The sequence below is a fragment of the Pseudoduganella sp. LjRoot289 genome (assembly GCF_964252925.1).
Classification (GTDB): domain Bacteria; phylum Pseudomonadota; class Gammaproteobacteria; order Burkholderiales; family Burkholderiaceae_D; genus Rugamonas.
This window is the reverse complement of the sequence record NZ_CAXUPN020000001.1, coordinates 2417362-2433279: the sequence shown is the minus strand read 5'-3', so window position 1 is coordinate 2433279 and position 15918 is coordinate 2417362. Positions and strand designations below refer to the sequence as shown.

Here is a 15918-nt window from a genome sequence, read left to right as displayed (position 1 = left end):
CTGACATGACCTTCCGCTGGCGATACCCGCTTGTACTTTCCGCCATCCTGGCTGCCGCCGCGGCGCCGGCCGGCCATTGCCAGGCCGGGGCGGAGGGCGCCTGGGGCGGCCGGGCGCAGTGGGGCGACCTTGGTAACGGCCGCTACCGCAATCCCGTCCTCCCGGCCGACTACAGCGATCTGGACGCGATCCGAGTCGGCGACGACTACTACGCGATCTCATCGACCTTCCAGTTTTCGCCGGGGATGGCGATATTGCAATCCCGCGACCTGGTCAACTGGAAGACCGTCGGCCACGCGGTGCCCGACCTGACCCAGGTTTCCCCAGAACTGAACTGGGACCGGATGAACCGTTACGGCAGGGGCGTCTGGGCCGGCGCCATCCGCCACCATGCTGGCCGCTACTGGATCTACTTCGGCACCCCGGAAGAAGGCTACTTCATGACCAGCGCGGAACGCCCCGAAGGCCCGTGGGCCCCGCTGCACCGCATGCTGCCCGCAGCCGGGTGGGACGACTGCGCACCGTTTTGGGATGACGACGGCAAGGGCTATTTCATCGGCACCAACTTCAAGGACGGCTACAAGATCCACTTGTGGGAGATGAGCGCGGACAACAAAACGCTGATACCCGAATCGGACCGGGTGATCTACCAGTCCAAGGGCAGCGAAGCCAACAAGCTGTACAAGTTCAACGGCATCTACTATCACTTTTTCAGCGAAGTGCAGGGCGACACCCGCGTGATGATGATGCGGCGCGCGCCGTCCATACGCGGACCCTGGTCCGACAAGCGCCAGCTCATGCATGCCGACCTGGCCGCCAGACAGCCGAACCAGGGCGGCATCGTCCAGGGTCCGGACAAGAACTGGTATTTCTTCACCCACCATGGCGATGGCAGCTGGGAAGGGCGCGGCGCCAGCCTGCTGCCGGTCCACTGGATCGACGGCTGGCCGGTGATAGGACAGCCCGACGCCGCCGGCATCGGCACCATGGTCTGGGAGGGCGCCATGCCGGCCTTGGGTACGCCGCGCCAGTTCCCGCAGGGGAGCGACGAATTCAACGCAGGGCCACTCGCGCCTGTATGGGAATGGAACTACCAGCCACGGATGGACAAGTGGTCGATGTCGGCCCGTCCCGGCTTCATGCGCCTGCATGGCTTTGCCGGGCTGGATGGCGGCAACCTGCTCAAGGTCGGCAACGTGCTGACGCAGCGCGTGGTGCGCGGCAGCGGCCAGTCCTTCGTCGCGCGGCTTGAACTGAAGGGGATGGCCGACGGCCAGCATACCGGCCTGGCCCACTTTACGGCACAGCCCCGATCCAGGAATTCGGCCGAGTCCACGGCGTCGGCCGGCATCGTGATGATGGATGGCCAGCGTTACGTGGAAGTCTCGCGCGACGGCAGCTATACCCGCCTGCAGCCCTGGCCGCAGGACGCGATCTGGCTGCGGTCGAGCTGGGGAATGGACGGCAGAACCACCTTGTCCGTCAGTGCCGACGGCAAGCAGTTCCTGCCTGTGCTGGCCGACTTCCAGTTGACCTGGGGCGCCTACCGGGGCAGCCGCGCCGGTCTGTTCACCTTCAATCCCGTTGCGGAGCAGGGCTACGTCGATGTCGACGCGGTGAGCTACGTCATCGGTGCTGACCCACATACGGAGATCAAATGAAGTCGCTACTGTCTACCCTCGCCATCGCGGTAAGCCTTGCTGTTCCAAGCTGGGCGAACGCCGCCGACATCGCGCCCAAGCCGCTGTACCGCGACCCTGTGTTCGACGGCGCGGCCGACGTTTCGATTATCTACGACCGCGCTGCGAAGCTGTGGAAGATGTTCTACACGAATCGCCGGGCGATGATGAAACTGCCCGATCCGGATGACGTCGAATGGGTGCATGGCACGGCTATCGGCATCGCCACCTCCAGGGACGGCGTGAAATGGCAGTACCAGGGAACGGCGGATTTTCCGAAGGCATGCACGGACGCGACGCTCTGGGCACCGGACGTGTTTTACGAAGACGGCACCTATCACATGTGGCTCACCATCGTGCCCGGCATATTCCATCGCTGGGGTGTAAAAGGGGCGGAAGGGCGCATCGAGCATCTGACCAGCACCGACTTGTCCAAGTGGGAATGCGCGGGTACGGTGAAGCTGGACACGGGGCGCATGATAGATCCGACCGTTGTGAAACTGGGGCAGGGCTACCGCATGTGGTACAAGGACGAACGTGCCGGCAGCCGTATCCTGGCGGCCGACAGCAAGGACTTGCGCACCTGGACCAAGGTCAGCGACCAGCCGGTCAATCCCACCAAGGGCGAGGGCGCGAAAGTGTTCCGCTTCAAGGGACACTACTGGCTGATCGCCGACGTGTGGAAGGGCTTGATGGTGCTGCGTTCCGACGATGCGCTCAACTGGACGGAACTGCCTGGCTACATCCTCGGCGCGCCGGGCCGGAAGGCGACCGACCGGCACAAGGGGCAGCACGCGGACGTCGTCGTCGATGGCGACCGCGCGTTCATCTACTATTTTGTGCACCAGCAGAATGAGGCCGAAGCGGCCACGGATCCACGCTGGAACCAGCGCACGGTCATCCAGGTCGCGGAGCTGGTCTACAAGGACGGCAAGCTGCTCGTCGATCGCGACGCGGATTTGTCGTTCCAGCTCCACGCCCCGTCCCCATAGCGAATACCTGCCGTTCTCGCGTGGGCGGCGGTGCGCCGCCGCGCAACCCATGCGCCGCATGGTTCAGGGGCCGGGTTCTCAGTTCCCGGCCGTGCGCCACACCAGGCGCACCCCGTCACTGCCGTCGGGGACGGGGCCGGGGCTGTCGGCCGTGATCGTCCCCGTGGCCGGGTCGATGCGCAGGTAGCGGTGCGTGGCGAGCGAGAGCAGCGCCAGTTCGCCCGTCGGCGTCTCGATCCACTGGAAGCTCTGGGCCGCAGCGGGACGCCCGGCCCGCAGTTCCACCTTGCCAGCGCCGTCCACGCTCAGCCAGCGCGAGCCCACGCCGAGCGCGGCCCGCCCCAGTCCCATGTCGCGCACCTTGAACGAAGTCGGCACGCCGCGGGCCAGGCCCGCACTGTCGCCATGCAGGCCGTCGTCGCGCTTGAACGAGGTGAACTGCACCGCGCGCCCGTACGGGATGGGGCGCATCAGGCCGCGCGGGTAGGGCTGGGCCACGTCGACCGCGTCCACATCGACCCAGCCGCCTTCGCGCTGCGCCGTGTTGTAGCCGAACAGGCCGTAGCGTATGCCCTGGAAGGTGATCGTCTGGTATACCATCGTGAAGGGTTCGCCGACCGGCACGAAATGGCGGCCGTCGGTCGAGTAGGAAAAGCGCGCCTGCTCGGTGAAGAAGCTGCAGTCGGCCCGCAGCCATACGCGCTGGGCAGCGCCAAGCTTCAGGTCGAGCGCCGCGTGCACCGTCGTGCCGCGGTTCTGGTCCACCAGCGCCAGGCGCAGGCCGTCGGCCGTGCGTTCCACGCCCAGGGCCGCGTACGGCAAGTTCTGCAGGCCGAGACCCGCGACGTCGCCCACCTGCAGGCCGGCGACGTCCAGGCTGACGGTGGGCGTCGATTGCGGGCCGATGGCGCGCTGCGTGAGGGTGTTGCGCGCGTCCCAGAACGACGTTGCAGGCAGCGTGTGCAGGCGCAGGAAGCCGGGGCGCTCGGTCAGCGACCACTTGCCGCCGACCGGCGCATGGTTCCACTCCCAGATGGGCTTGAGCGTGGCGCCGGCGAAATCGTCGCTGCGCTCGAACGGCACGCGCACAGGCTGCGGCGTGGCCGTCTTGGGCTTGGTCCAGGTGCGCGGCGTGCGGGTCAGGTTGCCCGGCAGGCCAAACCACGGCCAGCCGTCCTTCCACGTGACCGGGGAAATGCCCAGCAGGCGGCCGACGGAGTTCGAGTCCATCATCGAGAAGCCCCACCACTCCCCGGCCGGGGTCAGCACGATGCCGCCCTGGTGCAAGGTGGCCCGGTGCTTGGCGGTGGGGTTCGCCATGTTGATGGAGAAGTTTTTCCGGCCGCCCCCGAAGCCGTTCGCGGGCAGGGCGCCGAAGTCCTCGTCCTGGCTGATGGTCTGGTTGACTTCATAGGGTCCGTCGACGCGGTCGGCGCGCGCGGCCGGCGTGCGGAACCCGCCCATGTAGTTGGCGGAGATGATGTAGTACTTGCCGTCGATCTTGTAGAAGTGCGCGCCTTCGCCCATGCCGGCGTCTTTTGCGAACAGGATCTTCTCGGTGCCGGGCACGATGTCGGTCAGGTCGTCGTTCAGCTGGGCCAGGTGCATGTCCTGGTGGTCCCACACGACCCAGGTGCGGCCGTCGTCGTCGAACAGCACGGACAGGTCGTGCAGGCCGCGCTTCATCTCGTGGTGCTTCCACGGCCCGCGCGGGTCGGTGGCCGAATAGACCTGCGTGCCGCGCCCGTTGACGTTGCTGAAGATGTAGAAGGTGCCGTTGCGGTAGCGCAGGCTGGGGGCCCAGATGCCCTGGCCGTAGATGTCCTTGCCGTCCTCCAGCCGGAATGCGGGCCCGAAGTCGAGCCGCTCGGCCGCGTAGGACAGGAATTCCCAGTTGACGAGGTCCTTCGAGCGCAGCACGGGCAGGCCCGGCATCGAATGCATCGTGGTGCCGGTCAGGTAGAACCACTCGCCTACGCGGATGAGGTCGGGGTCGGAGAACTCGTCGTAGAAGATGGGGTTGGTAAAGGTGCCGTTGCCGTTGTCGGGCGTCCAGGTGGACGGGGCGGGAGCGGCGCGGGTGGCCGGTGCGGCGTGGGCGCTGGCAAGCAGGGCCAGCGCGACCGCGGCGGCCAGGGCGTTCTTAAGCATGTCTTCTCCAATGATTGCGCAGCATGCTAGCTCAGGGGGGCGCATCGTTCCCGCGAGACAGAGCCGCCCCCTGCGGGCTGCGGCATCTATCGTGCCACTCCGAATCCCCGGCAACCATTACAAAATTCATCAATGCGATTTACAAAATTCAGGACATGCACTGTACGCCCGTTCCAATCAATCAGGGCGTAGCCTCCGGTGTTGCAGCGCTGTGGCACGGCAGCGCATCCAGATCGGCCAGGGTCCAGCGCTCGCGCCAGCGCACAACCGGTTTGCCGGCTTCCCATTCCACAGGCAACCAGGCATAGCGTCCGTCGATGGCATTCTTGGGGCGCCATATGTCCAGCATGAGAATCTGCCGCTCACAGCCTTTGCGCTTGAGCGTCATGGCATGGGTCGATTGTCCGCCGAAGGTGATCTTGGCTTGCTCCGGCGTGCCGCGCACCGGATTGCCCAGCGCCGTCCATGGTCCGTAGATGTGGCTGGCCACGTAGGACCTGGCCGCGTTCGGCGCCCACCCGCTCAGTCCTGAAGTCACCAGGTAGTAGCTGCCTTCGCGCTTGAAGATGGCCGGCGCCTCGTCGTCGGCGAACGGCATCATGCGCGCGTATTCGCCGGCGGGACGCTGGAAGTCCGGGCTCAGGCGCGAGATGTGCAGTGTGTGGTTCTCTTCCGACGCGTACAGGTGGTAGGCGGCACCGTCATCATCCACGAACAGGGTCATGTCGCGCGCCATCTGCCCGGTTTTATGGTCGCGCGCGATCACGCTCGTGGCAGGATCTTTCTGATCCTCGGCGAGATGGATGGGCCAGGCGCCGGCATTGGGGCGGAACGAAGTTTGGTAAACATAGGGCCCGGTCACCTTGTCGGCCACTGCCACACCCGAACGCGCCGCACTGTAACCTTGCCCCTTTAACTCCAGGTGGAACCACATGACGAACTTGCGCGTCCCGGGGTTGTAGATGACCTTCGGCCGTTCGATGACGGAGCCTTTGACGATATCGCTCAGCGGATCGTCCGCAACCGCGAGCGCGATGCCCTCGTCGCGCCAGTCGGTGAGGTTGCGCGAACTGTACACATGCACGCCGACCTGGGCGAGGTTGCCGGCGCCGCCTTCGGTCTTGTGCTCGCCGAACCAATAATAGACACCCGCGTGCTCAAGGATGCCGCCGCCATGCGCGTTAATATGGACGCCTTTGTCGTCCGGCCAGACCGCGCCTGGTTCAAACGCCTTGTCCGTTTGCGCCAAGGCAGGCCCCGCGCATAGCAGGCCTATCGCCAAAGTCAGGAAAATAGGTGTTTTCATAATTGTTCTTAAGTAAGTTGGACACATCGACAGCTTTGACGATGCGGAACGACAGTTGATGGTAGTTAGTTTGCTTGTTGTATGCAACACACAATTGAGCTTCGGCTGGCCCTGCGGCGGCGCCCGGGCGCCCATCACGGCATGGCCCCGCGCGAAACAGGACTGCGAAAAAAGCGTAGACAGGCACACATCAATGGACTAGTATTTGGTATCGATAACAGTCTGGTTGTGTGCTGAGTATTCATGCTGCAGTGCGGTTTTTTTTGAGTGTGAGTGTGCTTTAAATATAAAAAACAAACGATGTCGAATTGACACCGGGGTAGTTCATAAAAGGGAGGAGACAAAGATGAGAATACAGAGATTGGACATGTCGCTCAGGCGGGTTGTCCACATAGCCATGTCGGCGGCCGTTGTCACGGCGCTTGCCACCGTGCCGGCGCGCGTCGCCTATGCGGCGGACACGATACAAACCCTGGCCACCAGTTACCAGCCGACGATCAGCGAGACGATCGATGCGAGCGGCTTCAAGCATCCCGGCATGGGATTCACCAAGGACATTCTTGACAACATGAGGGCCCAGGTGCGGGCGCAGCAAGAACCCTGGACCACCTATTTCAATAACATGCTGTTGTCCGGCGCCGCCTCGAAGACGCCGTCGATCAAGAACGCCGGCTCCGATCCGTCGAAGCCGCGCTATTACGGCCTCTCGTCGCAGGGGATAAATGGCGTGTTCATCCAGGATGCGAACACGGCATATGCCCAGGCCATCGTGTATTACGTGACAGGCGACGAGACCTATCGCGCCAACGCCATGCGCATCATCCGCCTGTACGCGCAAATGGATCCGGCGCAATACGCGTATTTCACCGATTCGCACATTCACACCGGCATTCCACTGAGCCGGATGGTGAGCGCGGCGGAAATCTTGCGCTACTCCAGCACGCAGACGCCTGCTCTGGCATGGACCGACGAGGACTCGACGAACTTCACGGCCAATCTGGTCGTGCCGGTCGTCGAGACCTTCAACAGTTGCAATTGCCGTTTCATGAACCAGCATCTCTATACGACCATAGCTGCGATGTCCGGTGCCATCTTTACCGGAAACAGTGCCTTATACGAGAAGTCCGTCGAATGGTTCACCGTCAACAAAGACGCGGTGGACCAAGGGCAGACCGGCTCCATCAAGCAATTGTTCCGCCTGGTGACCAAGAACGATATGACGGGCGAGGACGTGACGCCCGCGGTTCAGCACGTCGAAATGGGGCGCGACCAGGCCCATGGTGCCGGCGACGTCACCAACGCGCAAATCCTGTCGCGCCTGATGATGGGGCAGGGCACCAAGGTCGATCCGGTGGCAGGCACCGTCTCCACGGAGCCCAATGCTGTCGGCCCTTACGAATTCCTGGGTGACCGCATCCTGCAGGCGGCCGAACTGTTCGGCACCTACATGCAGGGCTACGAGATTCCGTGGATCCCGACCGCGTCGCACACCGACGCCAGCGGCAACCCGACCGTCGTATACCGCGGGGTGTCGGGCTACTACCGCGGCCGCGTGGGCCAGAACACCTGGGAAACGTTCTACTACTACCAGTACACCCGCGGCATGAACATGGAGCAGTTCGCCCCTAATTACACGCGCTTCTTCGCCAATCGCGGCGGCTATAACTGGGATGGCGTTGACGGCGGCGGCGACTTCTGGATATTCATCCCGGCTGCCGCAGCCAGCGAGGGCAGCAAATACCTGGCCAAGCTGCCCACTGATCCATATCGCGAAGCCGAATTCCGCTACACGCCGCTGGACGCCAATTCCGTCGTCAAGACGGACGGGACTGCTACCTACATCTCGACCACGGCCACCGAGGCTGGCAGCAAGTTCGCCCTCTACGGCAATGGCTACGGCACGAGCAGCCTTGGTATGAAGATCCGCACGAATGGCATCGCCACCATGGAAGCCTTCTACACCTCGTTCGCGCTGCCGGACACCGGTGGCCAGTGGATGTACGTCAATTACCCCGGGTCTATGCTGGACTACCTGGAAGTGACGATCAAGGGCGCCGGCACGACGGTGGACTTCGACCACGTCAACGTCAACGGCGGCAGCCTCAGCCTGCCCACGTTCACGGGCGGCAATACCGACTTGACCGCCTATAGCTACGCAGGCGCAGGCCAGGCCGTGACCGCCAGCTTCGCCGCGACCGACAGCAACGCGAGCGCGACGCTGAGCTACCAGATCGACAACCTGCCGGCGGGCGCCAGCTTCAACACCAGCACGGGCGCGTTCTCGTGGTCGCCGACCCAGGCTGGCACCTACAACTTCGTCGTATCGGCGAAGGATGGCACGACCGTGACGAGCAAGCGCTTCACCGTGCTCGTCGGCGCGGACCGCCAGGCGACGGTCAACCTCCTGATCGCGGCGTATAAGCCGAGCCTGCTGTATGTCACATCGACGCTGGACACCTACAATGCCGCCTACAACGACATGCAGGGCGTGATCTCGAGCGCGACCGACGCCGTGTACTTCCAGAAGCTGGCAACGCTGAGGTCGGCCGTGGAAGGCCTGCAACTGCTGACGCCGGTGATCAGCGACGGCAGCCTGAACTACACCAATATGCTGGTGGCCTCCACCTTCGGCACGCAGGTTCCCAATGCGCTGGATAACAATCCGGACAGTTTCGTCGGTTACTACCTGGCCGAGAATCAGACCTACACCCTGGACTTCGGACCCAACTTCAAGGTGGCGGCAGAATCCTTCGGCCTGCAAGTGCGTACCAGCTTCCCCGAACGCATCGGCGGCACCACGGTGTACGCTTCCAACGACAAGGCGAACTGGACCCGCCTCACGCCGGGCCTGACCACGGTGACGGAAGACATGCAGAACCTGCCCGTCTCCGACGAGCTGAAAAACCAGCGCTACCGCTTCTTCAAGATCGCCATGATCGAGCCGTCGAGCGCCCTGCTGGAGATGAGCGAGTTCCACATCTTCGGTACCCGCTACGAGACCGTGAACAAGGTGTCGTCGGTGAGCATGAGCTCGGACCAGGCGCTGCAAAAACGCGTCATCCCGGGCAATACGGTCAAGCTGAAGTTTGTGACGACCGAAGCGATCAACAACGTCAACGTCACCATCCAGGGCCAGCCCGCGACGGTGACCACGACGGACAACCTGAACTGGACCGCGAGCTGGGTGGCCAACGCCACGGCGCCGACCGGCAAGGTGGGCTTCCTGCTGAACTATAAGACGGCCGCCGGCGTGGACGCCGAACCGACCATCTTCACGACGGACAGCAGCTGGGTGACCCTGGCCGACGTGAGCAATCAGATCAACAACGTGACCACGCTTGCCGCAGTGACCGATTCGGCCGGCCGCAACGTAGCCGACGCGATCACGACCGCGAATCTGCTGTTCGACAGCAACCTGTCCTCGGCCACCGATTACCGCCTCAACGGTAGCGGCAACGGCAGCTGGGTGGAATTCGACTTCCGCGGCGGCGGCACCGTGAACCTGTCGCGCGTCGAGATCATCGCCCGCCAGGACCAGCCGGGCCGCATCAACGGCGCCGTCGTGCAAGGCTCGAATGACAATGCGAGCTGGGAGACGATCACCAATGCGGCGGGCAACACTGTGGAATGGCAAACGCTGGCGGTCAAGAACGCCACGCCGTATCGCTATCTGCGTGTTATCAACGGCAACGCCTGGTACGGCAATATGGCGGAACTGCGCCTGCACGGTATCGTCAAGTCGTCCGCACAGATCTCCACGGTGTCGATGACCTCGGCGCAGTCGCTCAGCGCCACGAGTTCGCTGAACAAGCGTGTTGTTGCGGGCAACACCGTGACGATGACGTTCACGGCCAAGACGGCCATCAACGACGTGACGGCCACGATCCAGGGCCTGGCGGCCACGGTCACCACGGCGGACAACATCCACTTCACGGCCACCGCAACCTTGCCTCAAGGCGTGACGGCGGGCAAGGTGAACTTCGCCGTCAACTACAAGCTGCAAGACGGTTCGAGCGGCTATCCAGCCACGGCCACGACGGACGGCAGCGGAGCCTATGTGGTGGACGAGTCTGACCTGATCCGCAACATCTCGACCGTGGCGACCTTGATCGATTCGACCCTGAACCGCAGCGCCGCGACGACCAAGTCCACCGTTGACACACTGTTCGACAGCAATATCACTTCTGCCTCGGACTTCCGCATCGGCAGCAGCAATAGCTGTACCGGCAGCTACATCACCTTCGACTTCAAGTCCGGTAACCAGGTCAACCTGTCCAGTGTCGAACTGCTGGCGCGCCAGGACCAGACCGCCCGTGCGAAATACATCGTGTTCCAGGGCTCGAACGACAATTCGGCGTGGGTCAACATCACCGGCCTTGGCGCCGACACGAAGGATTGGCAGACCTTTGCGGTCACCAGCCCCGTACCGTATCGCTACATCCGCATCTTCAACGGTGCCAGCTGGTGCGGCAATATGGCGGAAGTGCGGCTGCACGGTTCGCTGCACGGCGCGGATACTACGGCGCCTGCGACGCAGGACAACGCGCCCGGCGGCACCGTCAGCCTGGGAACGACCGTGACCTTGTCCGCGACGGATGCGGATTCGGGCGTGCAGGCCACCTACTATACGGTCGATGGCGGCGCCCAGCAGACCGGCAAGGCTATCGCGTTCAACACGGAAGGCAGCCACTCGCTGGTGTACTGGAGCGTGGACTGGGCCGGCAACACGGAGCAGGCTCGCTCGCTGACCGTGAACGTCGCGCCACTGGACGTGAGCGCCAGCGTGAAGATGACGCAGCAGGGCGCGACCCTGAACCGCGCCACCGGCAAGTATGTGGGCGCCGTCACGGTGACCAACATCACCGGCACCACGCTGACCGGTTCGATGAAGCTCAAGTTGAACGGCCTGAGCAACGGTCTGGTACTCGACAACGCCACGGGAACGGATGCCAGCGGCGCGCCGTATGTCGCGCTCGCCAATCCGCTCGCGGCCGGCGCGTCGGTGACTGTCAACCTCACGTTCTCGAATCCCAACCGGGCCCTCGTCACTTACACGACGCAGCTGCTCCGCGGCTCCTTATAAGGAAGATGCATCATGCGTAACGATGTTAGTAACAATGTTAAACACAAACTTGCTTCTTTCCTGACCCGCAGCGCGCTGGCCCTGGCGCTGGCGGCGGGCTGCGGTCCGGCGTCGGCCGGGGTGATCCACGTGACGATAGACACCGCGTCCTTCGGCACCAGCAGCGGCTTCGTCGATATGAACTTCAGCACCAGCGACAACGTGGCGCTGGAGACGGCGACGGTGACCAACTTCGCCGGATTCCAGAGCGCGCCTTATGTCGAGTCCTGGGGCCTGACAGCGGTGGCCGGTGGCTGGCAGTTCAGCAACCACGAGTCGAATGACCTGTTCCAGTCCGTCGATTTCGGCGGCTTGCTGTCCTTCGATCTCGCCTTCGCCGGCGAGATCGATCCGGTCTCGAGCTACGTCTCGAAATTCGTCGTGTCGGCCTTCGGCAGCGACGGCTTCACGCCGCTCGGCAACTACAATCCCGTGACCGGCGCCCTGGCGGCGTTCGCCTGGACGCCCGCGCTGACGGAGGGCACGGACGGGCAGATCGGCTTTGGCGTCGCCGCCCCGAACGTGACCGTGGTCCCGGAACCGGGCCAGTGCCTGTTGTTCGGTATCGGCCTCGCGGCGTTCGCGTTGGCGCGGCGCCGGGCTGGCTGAGGAGGGCGCTGCGCGCTGACGTAGCGTGCAGCCGCCTATCCGTTGATGCTGCCATGGCCTTGACCGGCCATGGCAGCATTTTTACGTTGAGCATTTTTGTGGCAGGATTGGTGAAATTCGCAATCGATCAGGCTCGCAGGCCGCGCTATCCTGCCCGTACGGAAATATGTCCCTTTAAATACCAGTCTCCTATAGAAATCCCATGACCAACCTGCCTCGCCGCCACCTCCTTGCCACCGCCATGGCCACTGCCGCTGCCGCCACCCTGCCTGGCGCAGCGCTTGCCGCAACACCTAAAACCGCCGGCAAGATGCCACTGGCCCCCACGCCCCCGATGGGCTGGAACAGCTGGAACTCGTTCGCCACCACCATCACCGAGGCGCAGGTGCTCGACAACGCGCGCATCATGGCGCAGAAGCTGCTGCCGTCGGGCTATGACATATTCACGGTCGACATCCAGTGGTATGAGCCGAATGCCACCGGCTACGAGTACCGCAAGGACGCCGTATTGACGATGGACGAGTACGGCCGCCTGCTGCCGGCGCCGAACAGGTTCCCGTCCGCCGCCAAGGGCCTGGGATTCAAAGCCCTCGCCGATCAGATTCATCGCATGGGCATGAAATTCGGTATCCACATCATGCGCGGCATTCCGCGCCAGGCGGTGCGGATGAATACGCCCATCCTGGGCACGGGCTTGCGCGCGCAGGATATCGCCGACACCAGTTCGATCTGCGACTGGAACGGCGACATGTACGGCGTCGACATGAGCAAGCCGGGCGCGCAGGAATACTACAATTCGATTTTCAAGCTGTATGCGTCGTGGGGCGTCGACTTCATCAAGATGGATGACATGTCTCGTCCCTACGACAAGAACTGGCGCCAGATCGAAGCGGCGCATAAAGCCATCCAGGCATCCGGCCGCGCCATGACGCTCAGCTTGTCGCCCGGAGAGACCGATCTCAAATGGGCCAGCCATGTGCCGCACTACGCGCAGATGTGGCGCATCTCTGACGATTTCTGGGACGAATGGAAACTGCTCAAGGAGCAGTTCCAGCGCCTTGAAAACTGGAACCCCACCATGGCGCCCAACGCCTGGCCGGATGCCGACATGCTGCCCCTTGGCCGCCTCGCGATGGGCGATCGGGACACGAAATTCACGCCGGACGAGCAGCAGACGCTGATGACGCTGTGGACTATCGCGCGCTCGCCGCTCATCATGGGCGGCGACCTGCGCAAGCTGGACGCCGCCACGCTGGCCTTGCTGACCAACCCGGAAGTCATCGCGGTCAATCAGAAGAGCCATCAGAACCATCCGCACCGCGCGGATGCGGGCACGCGCATCTGGAGTGCGCGGGCGAACGGCACCCAGGCGGTCCATTACCTGGCGCTGTTCAATACCGAGGATGCGCCGGTGGAGATTGCGTTCGACCTGTCGCGCCTTAACCTGGGCGGTAAAACCGTGGCTCTGCGCGACCTGTGGCAGCGCCGGGACCTTGCGCCGGCGAGCGGGGGCGTACGCCAAACCTTGGCTCCCCACGGTTCGCTGCTGTTGCGCCTGGTGGCGTGACCGCCTTCGCTCGCAATGTGTGGTCGTTAGAAGTTGTGGCGGACGCCGAGATTGAATGCCCGGTCGCCGCTGCCCTTGTCGGTGGCGTTGCCCACCTTGAATGTGGCGCCGTTGCGGTTGTCGATGGCGGCGTACGCGGCATAGATGTCGGTGCGCTTCGACAGCGGAACGAGGTAGGCGATACCCCACTGGGCCGCGTCCCTGTTCGCGGCGGCGCGGTCGTCATGGCGCACGTGGGACAGCAGGACCTTGTTCTCGCCTACGGGGATGGCCACGCCGGCGACCAGATCGTTGCTGCGGGCCGTGCCGGTTCCCTTGTTGACCGCGTACGACAAATAGGCGGTGATCCAGCCGGCGTTGTAATTGGCCGCCAGCAGAGCGTTCCGGGTGGCGTCGGTCGCCGTTGCGTTGTCGGTCCGGTGGTAGGCCAGCTGCACGCTCAGCGGTCCGCCCGCATAGCCCAATGATCCACTGAGCGAGCGGTTCTTTGCGCTGTCGCCCGCCATTTCGCCGGCGCCGTAGGCGAGGTCGGCGCGCATGCCGGCATACGCGGGACTGAGGTACTCCACCATGTTGTCGGTGCGGGTATTGGTGGCGAGCAGATTGCCGGCGCGGCCGGCCAGGCTGACAGCGCCGAACGGGTCGCCCACGTCGCGCAGGGCCTTGTAATAGGGCGAATACTGGCGCCCCAGGGTGACGGCGCCGAACTGTCCGGTAAGGCCCACGAAGGCCTGGCGTCCGAACAGCAGGCCGCTTTGCCCGGCGGCGCCGGTGTCGGCGTTGAAGCCGTTTTCAAGCAGGAACACCGCCGTCATGCCGCCGCCGAGGTCCTCCTTGCCTTTGAAGCCCAGGCGCGAACCGGAGGCGATGCCGCTGCTGAGATTGCTGACGGCGCCGGTCGGGGCGCCGCTCTCGCGCACCAGGCCGGCGTCGACCACGCCGTACACCGTGACCTTGCTCTGCGCCAGCGCGCTTGCCGAAACCAGGGCCGTCAATGCCAGGGTCAAGAGGGATTTGTTCATTGCATGTCTCTTTCTCGTTATGGACAGGGCGGCCAAATGGCCGCCTGATGATGCTAGTGGTGATGCGGTGGGGGCGTTCAGGCCGCGGCCGCGCGCCTGGCTCTGCTGCGCAGTACCCGGTCGACCATTTCGCCGGACAGGCCAAGGTAATTGCCGGGGTCGCAGAGTGCTGCCAGTGCGGGCCGGTCGAGGTGCTTGGAGATTTCCTGATTCTCGGCCAGCAGGTCGAGCAGGGGACGGTCCTCCTTGATGGCGACGCGGCAGATGTCGTAGACCAGGTCGTGCGCGTATTCCCGTCCCAGATACGGCCCCAGCCCCATCATCACGGCCTCGGACACCACCAGGCCCTTGGTCAGGTCGAGATTGGCGCGCATCCGGGCCGGGTCCACCTCCAGGCCCTCGAGCACGAAGCGCGACTGGGCCAGGGCGCCGGCGGTCAGGCAGAACATTTCCGGCAGCACGATCCACTCGATTTCCCACGGCCCGGTCGAACGCTCGTGGTCGGCCACGTTGGCGTCCAGCAGGGCCGCCACATGCTGGCGCACCACGCTGACGCAGGCGTGGATGTAGCAGGACGAAATGGGATTGCGCTTTTGCGGCATGGTGCTGCTCGAACCGCGCCCGTGGGCGAAGGGCTCGTACACCTCGCCCACCTCGGTCTGCATCATCAGCTTGACATCGGTCGAAAACTTGCCGAGCGTGCCGGTGACCAGGCCCAGGAAGCAACCGGCCTCGGCGATGTTGTCGCGTATGGTGTGCCAGGCGATGTCCGGCTGGCCCAGCCCGAGCTCCTGCATCAGGCCGGCCTGCGTCTCCAGGCCGCCATGGGCGAGCGAGGCCAGCGTGCCCGAGGCGCCCGCGAACTCGCCCACCAGCACGCGCGGGCGCAGCTGTTGCAGCCGCTCGCGGTGGCGTTCGACCGCGCTCAGCAGGCCGGCGACCTTGTAGCCGAAGGTGATCGGAACGGCTTGCTGCAGGTTGCTGCGTCCTATCATCGGGGTGTCGCGGTGGCGCTCGGCCAGGGCTGCCATGGCGGCCGAGATGGCGGCCAGTTCGCCGTCGACGAGCTCCAGCGCCTCGCGCATCTGCAGCACCGTGGCGGTGTCGGTGATGTCTTGCGTGGTCGCGCCCCAGTGGCAGTATTCGCCCAGCTTGTCGCGGCACAGGGCGTTGATCTGGGAGACCACGCCCAGGATGGGGTAGCCGATGCGCTTGGTCTGTTCCGCCAGCTTGGCCATGTCGATCTTGTCGAGCACGCAGTTGCGCACGATTTCATCGGCCGCCTCTTGCGGAATGATGCCCAGCCGGCCCTGGACCCGGGCCAGCGCGGCCTCGATGTCGAGGTATTTCCGGGTACGGTTCTCGTCCGACCAGATTTGCCGCATCGCGGCGGTACTGAAGATGTCTCCAAAAATTGCCGAGTCCACTATAGTTGCGGGCATCACGATTCTCCTGATAGGTTTATAAAAG

At 64.1% G+C, this 15918-nt stretch carries 9 protein-coding genes; 5 read left to right on the top strand and 4 right to left on the bottom strand.

From position 1 onward, the window contains the following. Positions 1 to 5: 5 nt before the first annotated feature. Together ACSQ8Y_RS10230 and ACSQ8Y_RS10225 are read left to right on the top strand one after the other, a co-directional pair. On the top strand, positions 6 to 1661 hold the full coding sequence (locus ACSQ8Y_RS10230; protein WP_436266347.1) for a family 43 glycosylhydrolase: 1656 nt from the start codon (positions 6 to 8) through the stop codon (positions 1659 to 1661). Continuing rightward, on the top strand, positions 1658 to 2671 hold the full coding sequence (locus ACSQ8Y_RS10225; RefSeq protein WP_436266346.1) for a hypothetical protein: 1014 nt from the start codon (positions 1658 to 1660) through the stop codon (positions 2669 to 2671). Before ACSQ8Y_RS10230 ends, ACSQ8Y_RS10225 begins: the two co-directional genes overlap by 4 nt. Before the next feature lie 78 nt (positions 2672 to 2749). Here the strand turns inward: ACSQ8Y_RS10225 and ACSQ8Y_RS10220 are convergent, their stop codons facing one another. Continuing rightward, positions 2750 to 4822, bottom strand: coding sequence for a family 43 glycosylhydrolase (locus ACSQ8Y_RS10220; RefSeq protein WP_436266345.1), 2073 nt, complete (start codon positions 4820 to 4822; stop codon positions 2750 to 2752). Positions 4823 to 5003: 181 nt separating this feature from the next. Further along, complete coding sequence (locus ACSQ8Y_RS10215; protein WP_436266344.1) at positions 5004 to 6128, bottom strand: glycoside hydrolase family 43 protein; 1125 nt, start codon at positions 6126 to 6128, stop codon at positions 5004 to 5006. A 346-nt stretch (positions 6129 to 6474) separates the two neighbouring features. Here ACSQ8Y_RS10215 and ACSQ8Y_RS10210 point away from each other — a divergent pair, with 346 nt between their 5' ends. From ACSQ8Y_RS10210 to ACSQ8Y_RS10200, 3 genes are all read left to right on the top strand, one after another. Beyond that, complete coding sequence (locus ACSQ8Y_RS10210; RefSeq protein WP_436266343.1) at positions 6475 to 11211, top strand: discoidin domain-containing protein; 4737 nt, start codon at positions 6475 to 6477, stop codon at positions 11209 to 11211. Between the two features lie 12 nt (positions 11212 to 11223). Beyond that, positions 11224 to 11859, top strand: coding sequence for an NF038129 family PEP-CTERM protein (locus ACSQ8Y_RS10205; protein ID WP_436266342.1), 636 nt, complete (start codon positions 11224 to 11226; stop codon positions 11857 to 11859). Positions 11860 to 12061: 202 nt separating this feature from the next. Further along, a complete protein-coding gene (locus ACSQ8Y_RS10200; RefSeq protein WP_436266341.1) occupies positions 12062 to 13426 on the top strand; it encodes a glycoside hydrolase family 27 protein in 1365 nt (454 codons plus the stop codon). Between the two features lie 26 nt (positions 13427 to 13452). Here ACSQ8Y_RS10200 and ACSQ8Y_RS10195 read toward each other — a convergent pair whose 3' ends face one another. Continuing rightward, the gene (locus ACSQ8Y_RS10195; protein ID WP_436266340.1) at positions 13453 to 14448 is read right to left on the bottom strand and encodes a porin; all 996 of its coding nucleotides are present in this window, start codon (positions 14446 to 14448) and stop codon (positions 13453 to 13455) included. A gap of 77 nt (positions 14449 to 14525) precedes the next feature. After that, the gene (gene pcaB / locus ACSQ8Y_RS10190) at positions 14526 to 15890 is read right to left on the bottom strand and encodes a 3-carboxy-cis,cis-muconate cycloisomerase (protein ID WP_436266339.1); all 1365 of its coding nucleotides are present in this window, start codon (positions 15888 to 15890) and stop codon (positions 14526 to 14528) included. Positions 15891 to 15918 lie beyond the last annotated feature (28 nt).

Coding starts and splice junctions, on each gene's coding strand:
- ACSQ8Y_RS10230 (WP_436266347.1), top strand. CDS start 6: ATGACCTTCCGCTGGCGATACCCGCTTGTACTTTCCGCCATCCTGGCT.
- ACSQ8Y_RS10225 (WP_436266346.1), top strand. CDS start 1,658: ATGAAGTCGCTACTGTCTACCCTCGCCATCGCGGTAAGCCTTGCTGTT.
- ACSQ8Y_RS10220 (WP_436266345.1), bottom strand. CDS start 4,822: ATGCTTAAGAACGCCCTGGCCGCCGCGGTCGCGCTGGCCCTGCTTGCC.
- ACSQ8Y_RS10215 (WP_436266344.1), bottom strand. CDS start 6,128: ATGAAAACACCTATTTTCCTGACTTTGGCGATAGGCCTGCTATGCGCG.
- ACSQ8Y_RS10210 (WP_436266343.1), top strand. CDS start 6,475: ATGAGAATACAGAGATTGGACATGTCGCTCAGGCGGGTTGTCCACATA.
- ACSQ8Y_RS10205 (WP_436266342.1), top strand. CDS start 11,224: ATGCGTAACGATGTTAGTAACAATGTTAAACACAAACTTGCTTCTTTC.
- ACSQ8Y_RS10200 (WP_436266341.1), top strand. CDS start 12,062: ATGACCAACCTGCCTCGCCGCCACCTCCTTGCCACCGCCATGGCCACT.
- ACSQ8Y_RS10195 (WP_436266340.1), bottom strand. CDS start 14,448: ATGAACAAATCCCTCTTGACCCTGGCATTGACGGCCCTGGTTTCGGCA.
- pcaB (WP_436266339.1), bottom strand. CDS start 15,890: ATGCCCGCAACTATAGTGGACTCGGCAATTTTTGGAGACATCTTCAGT.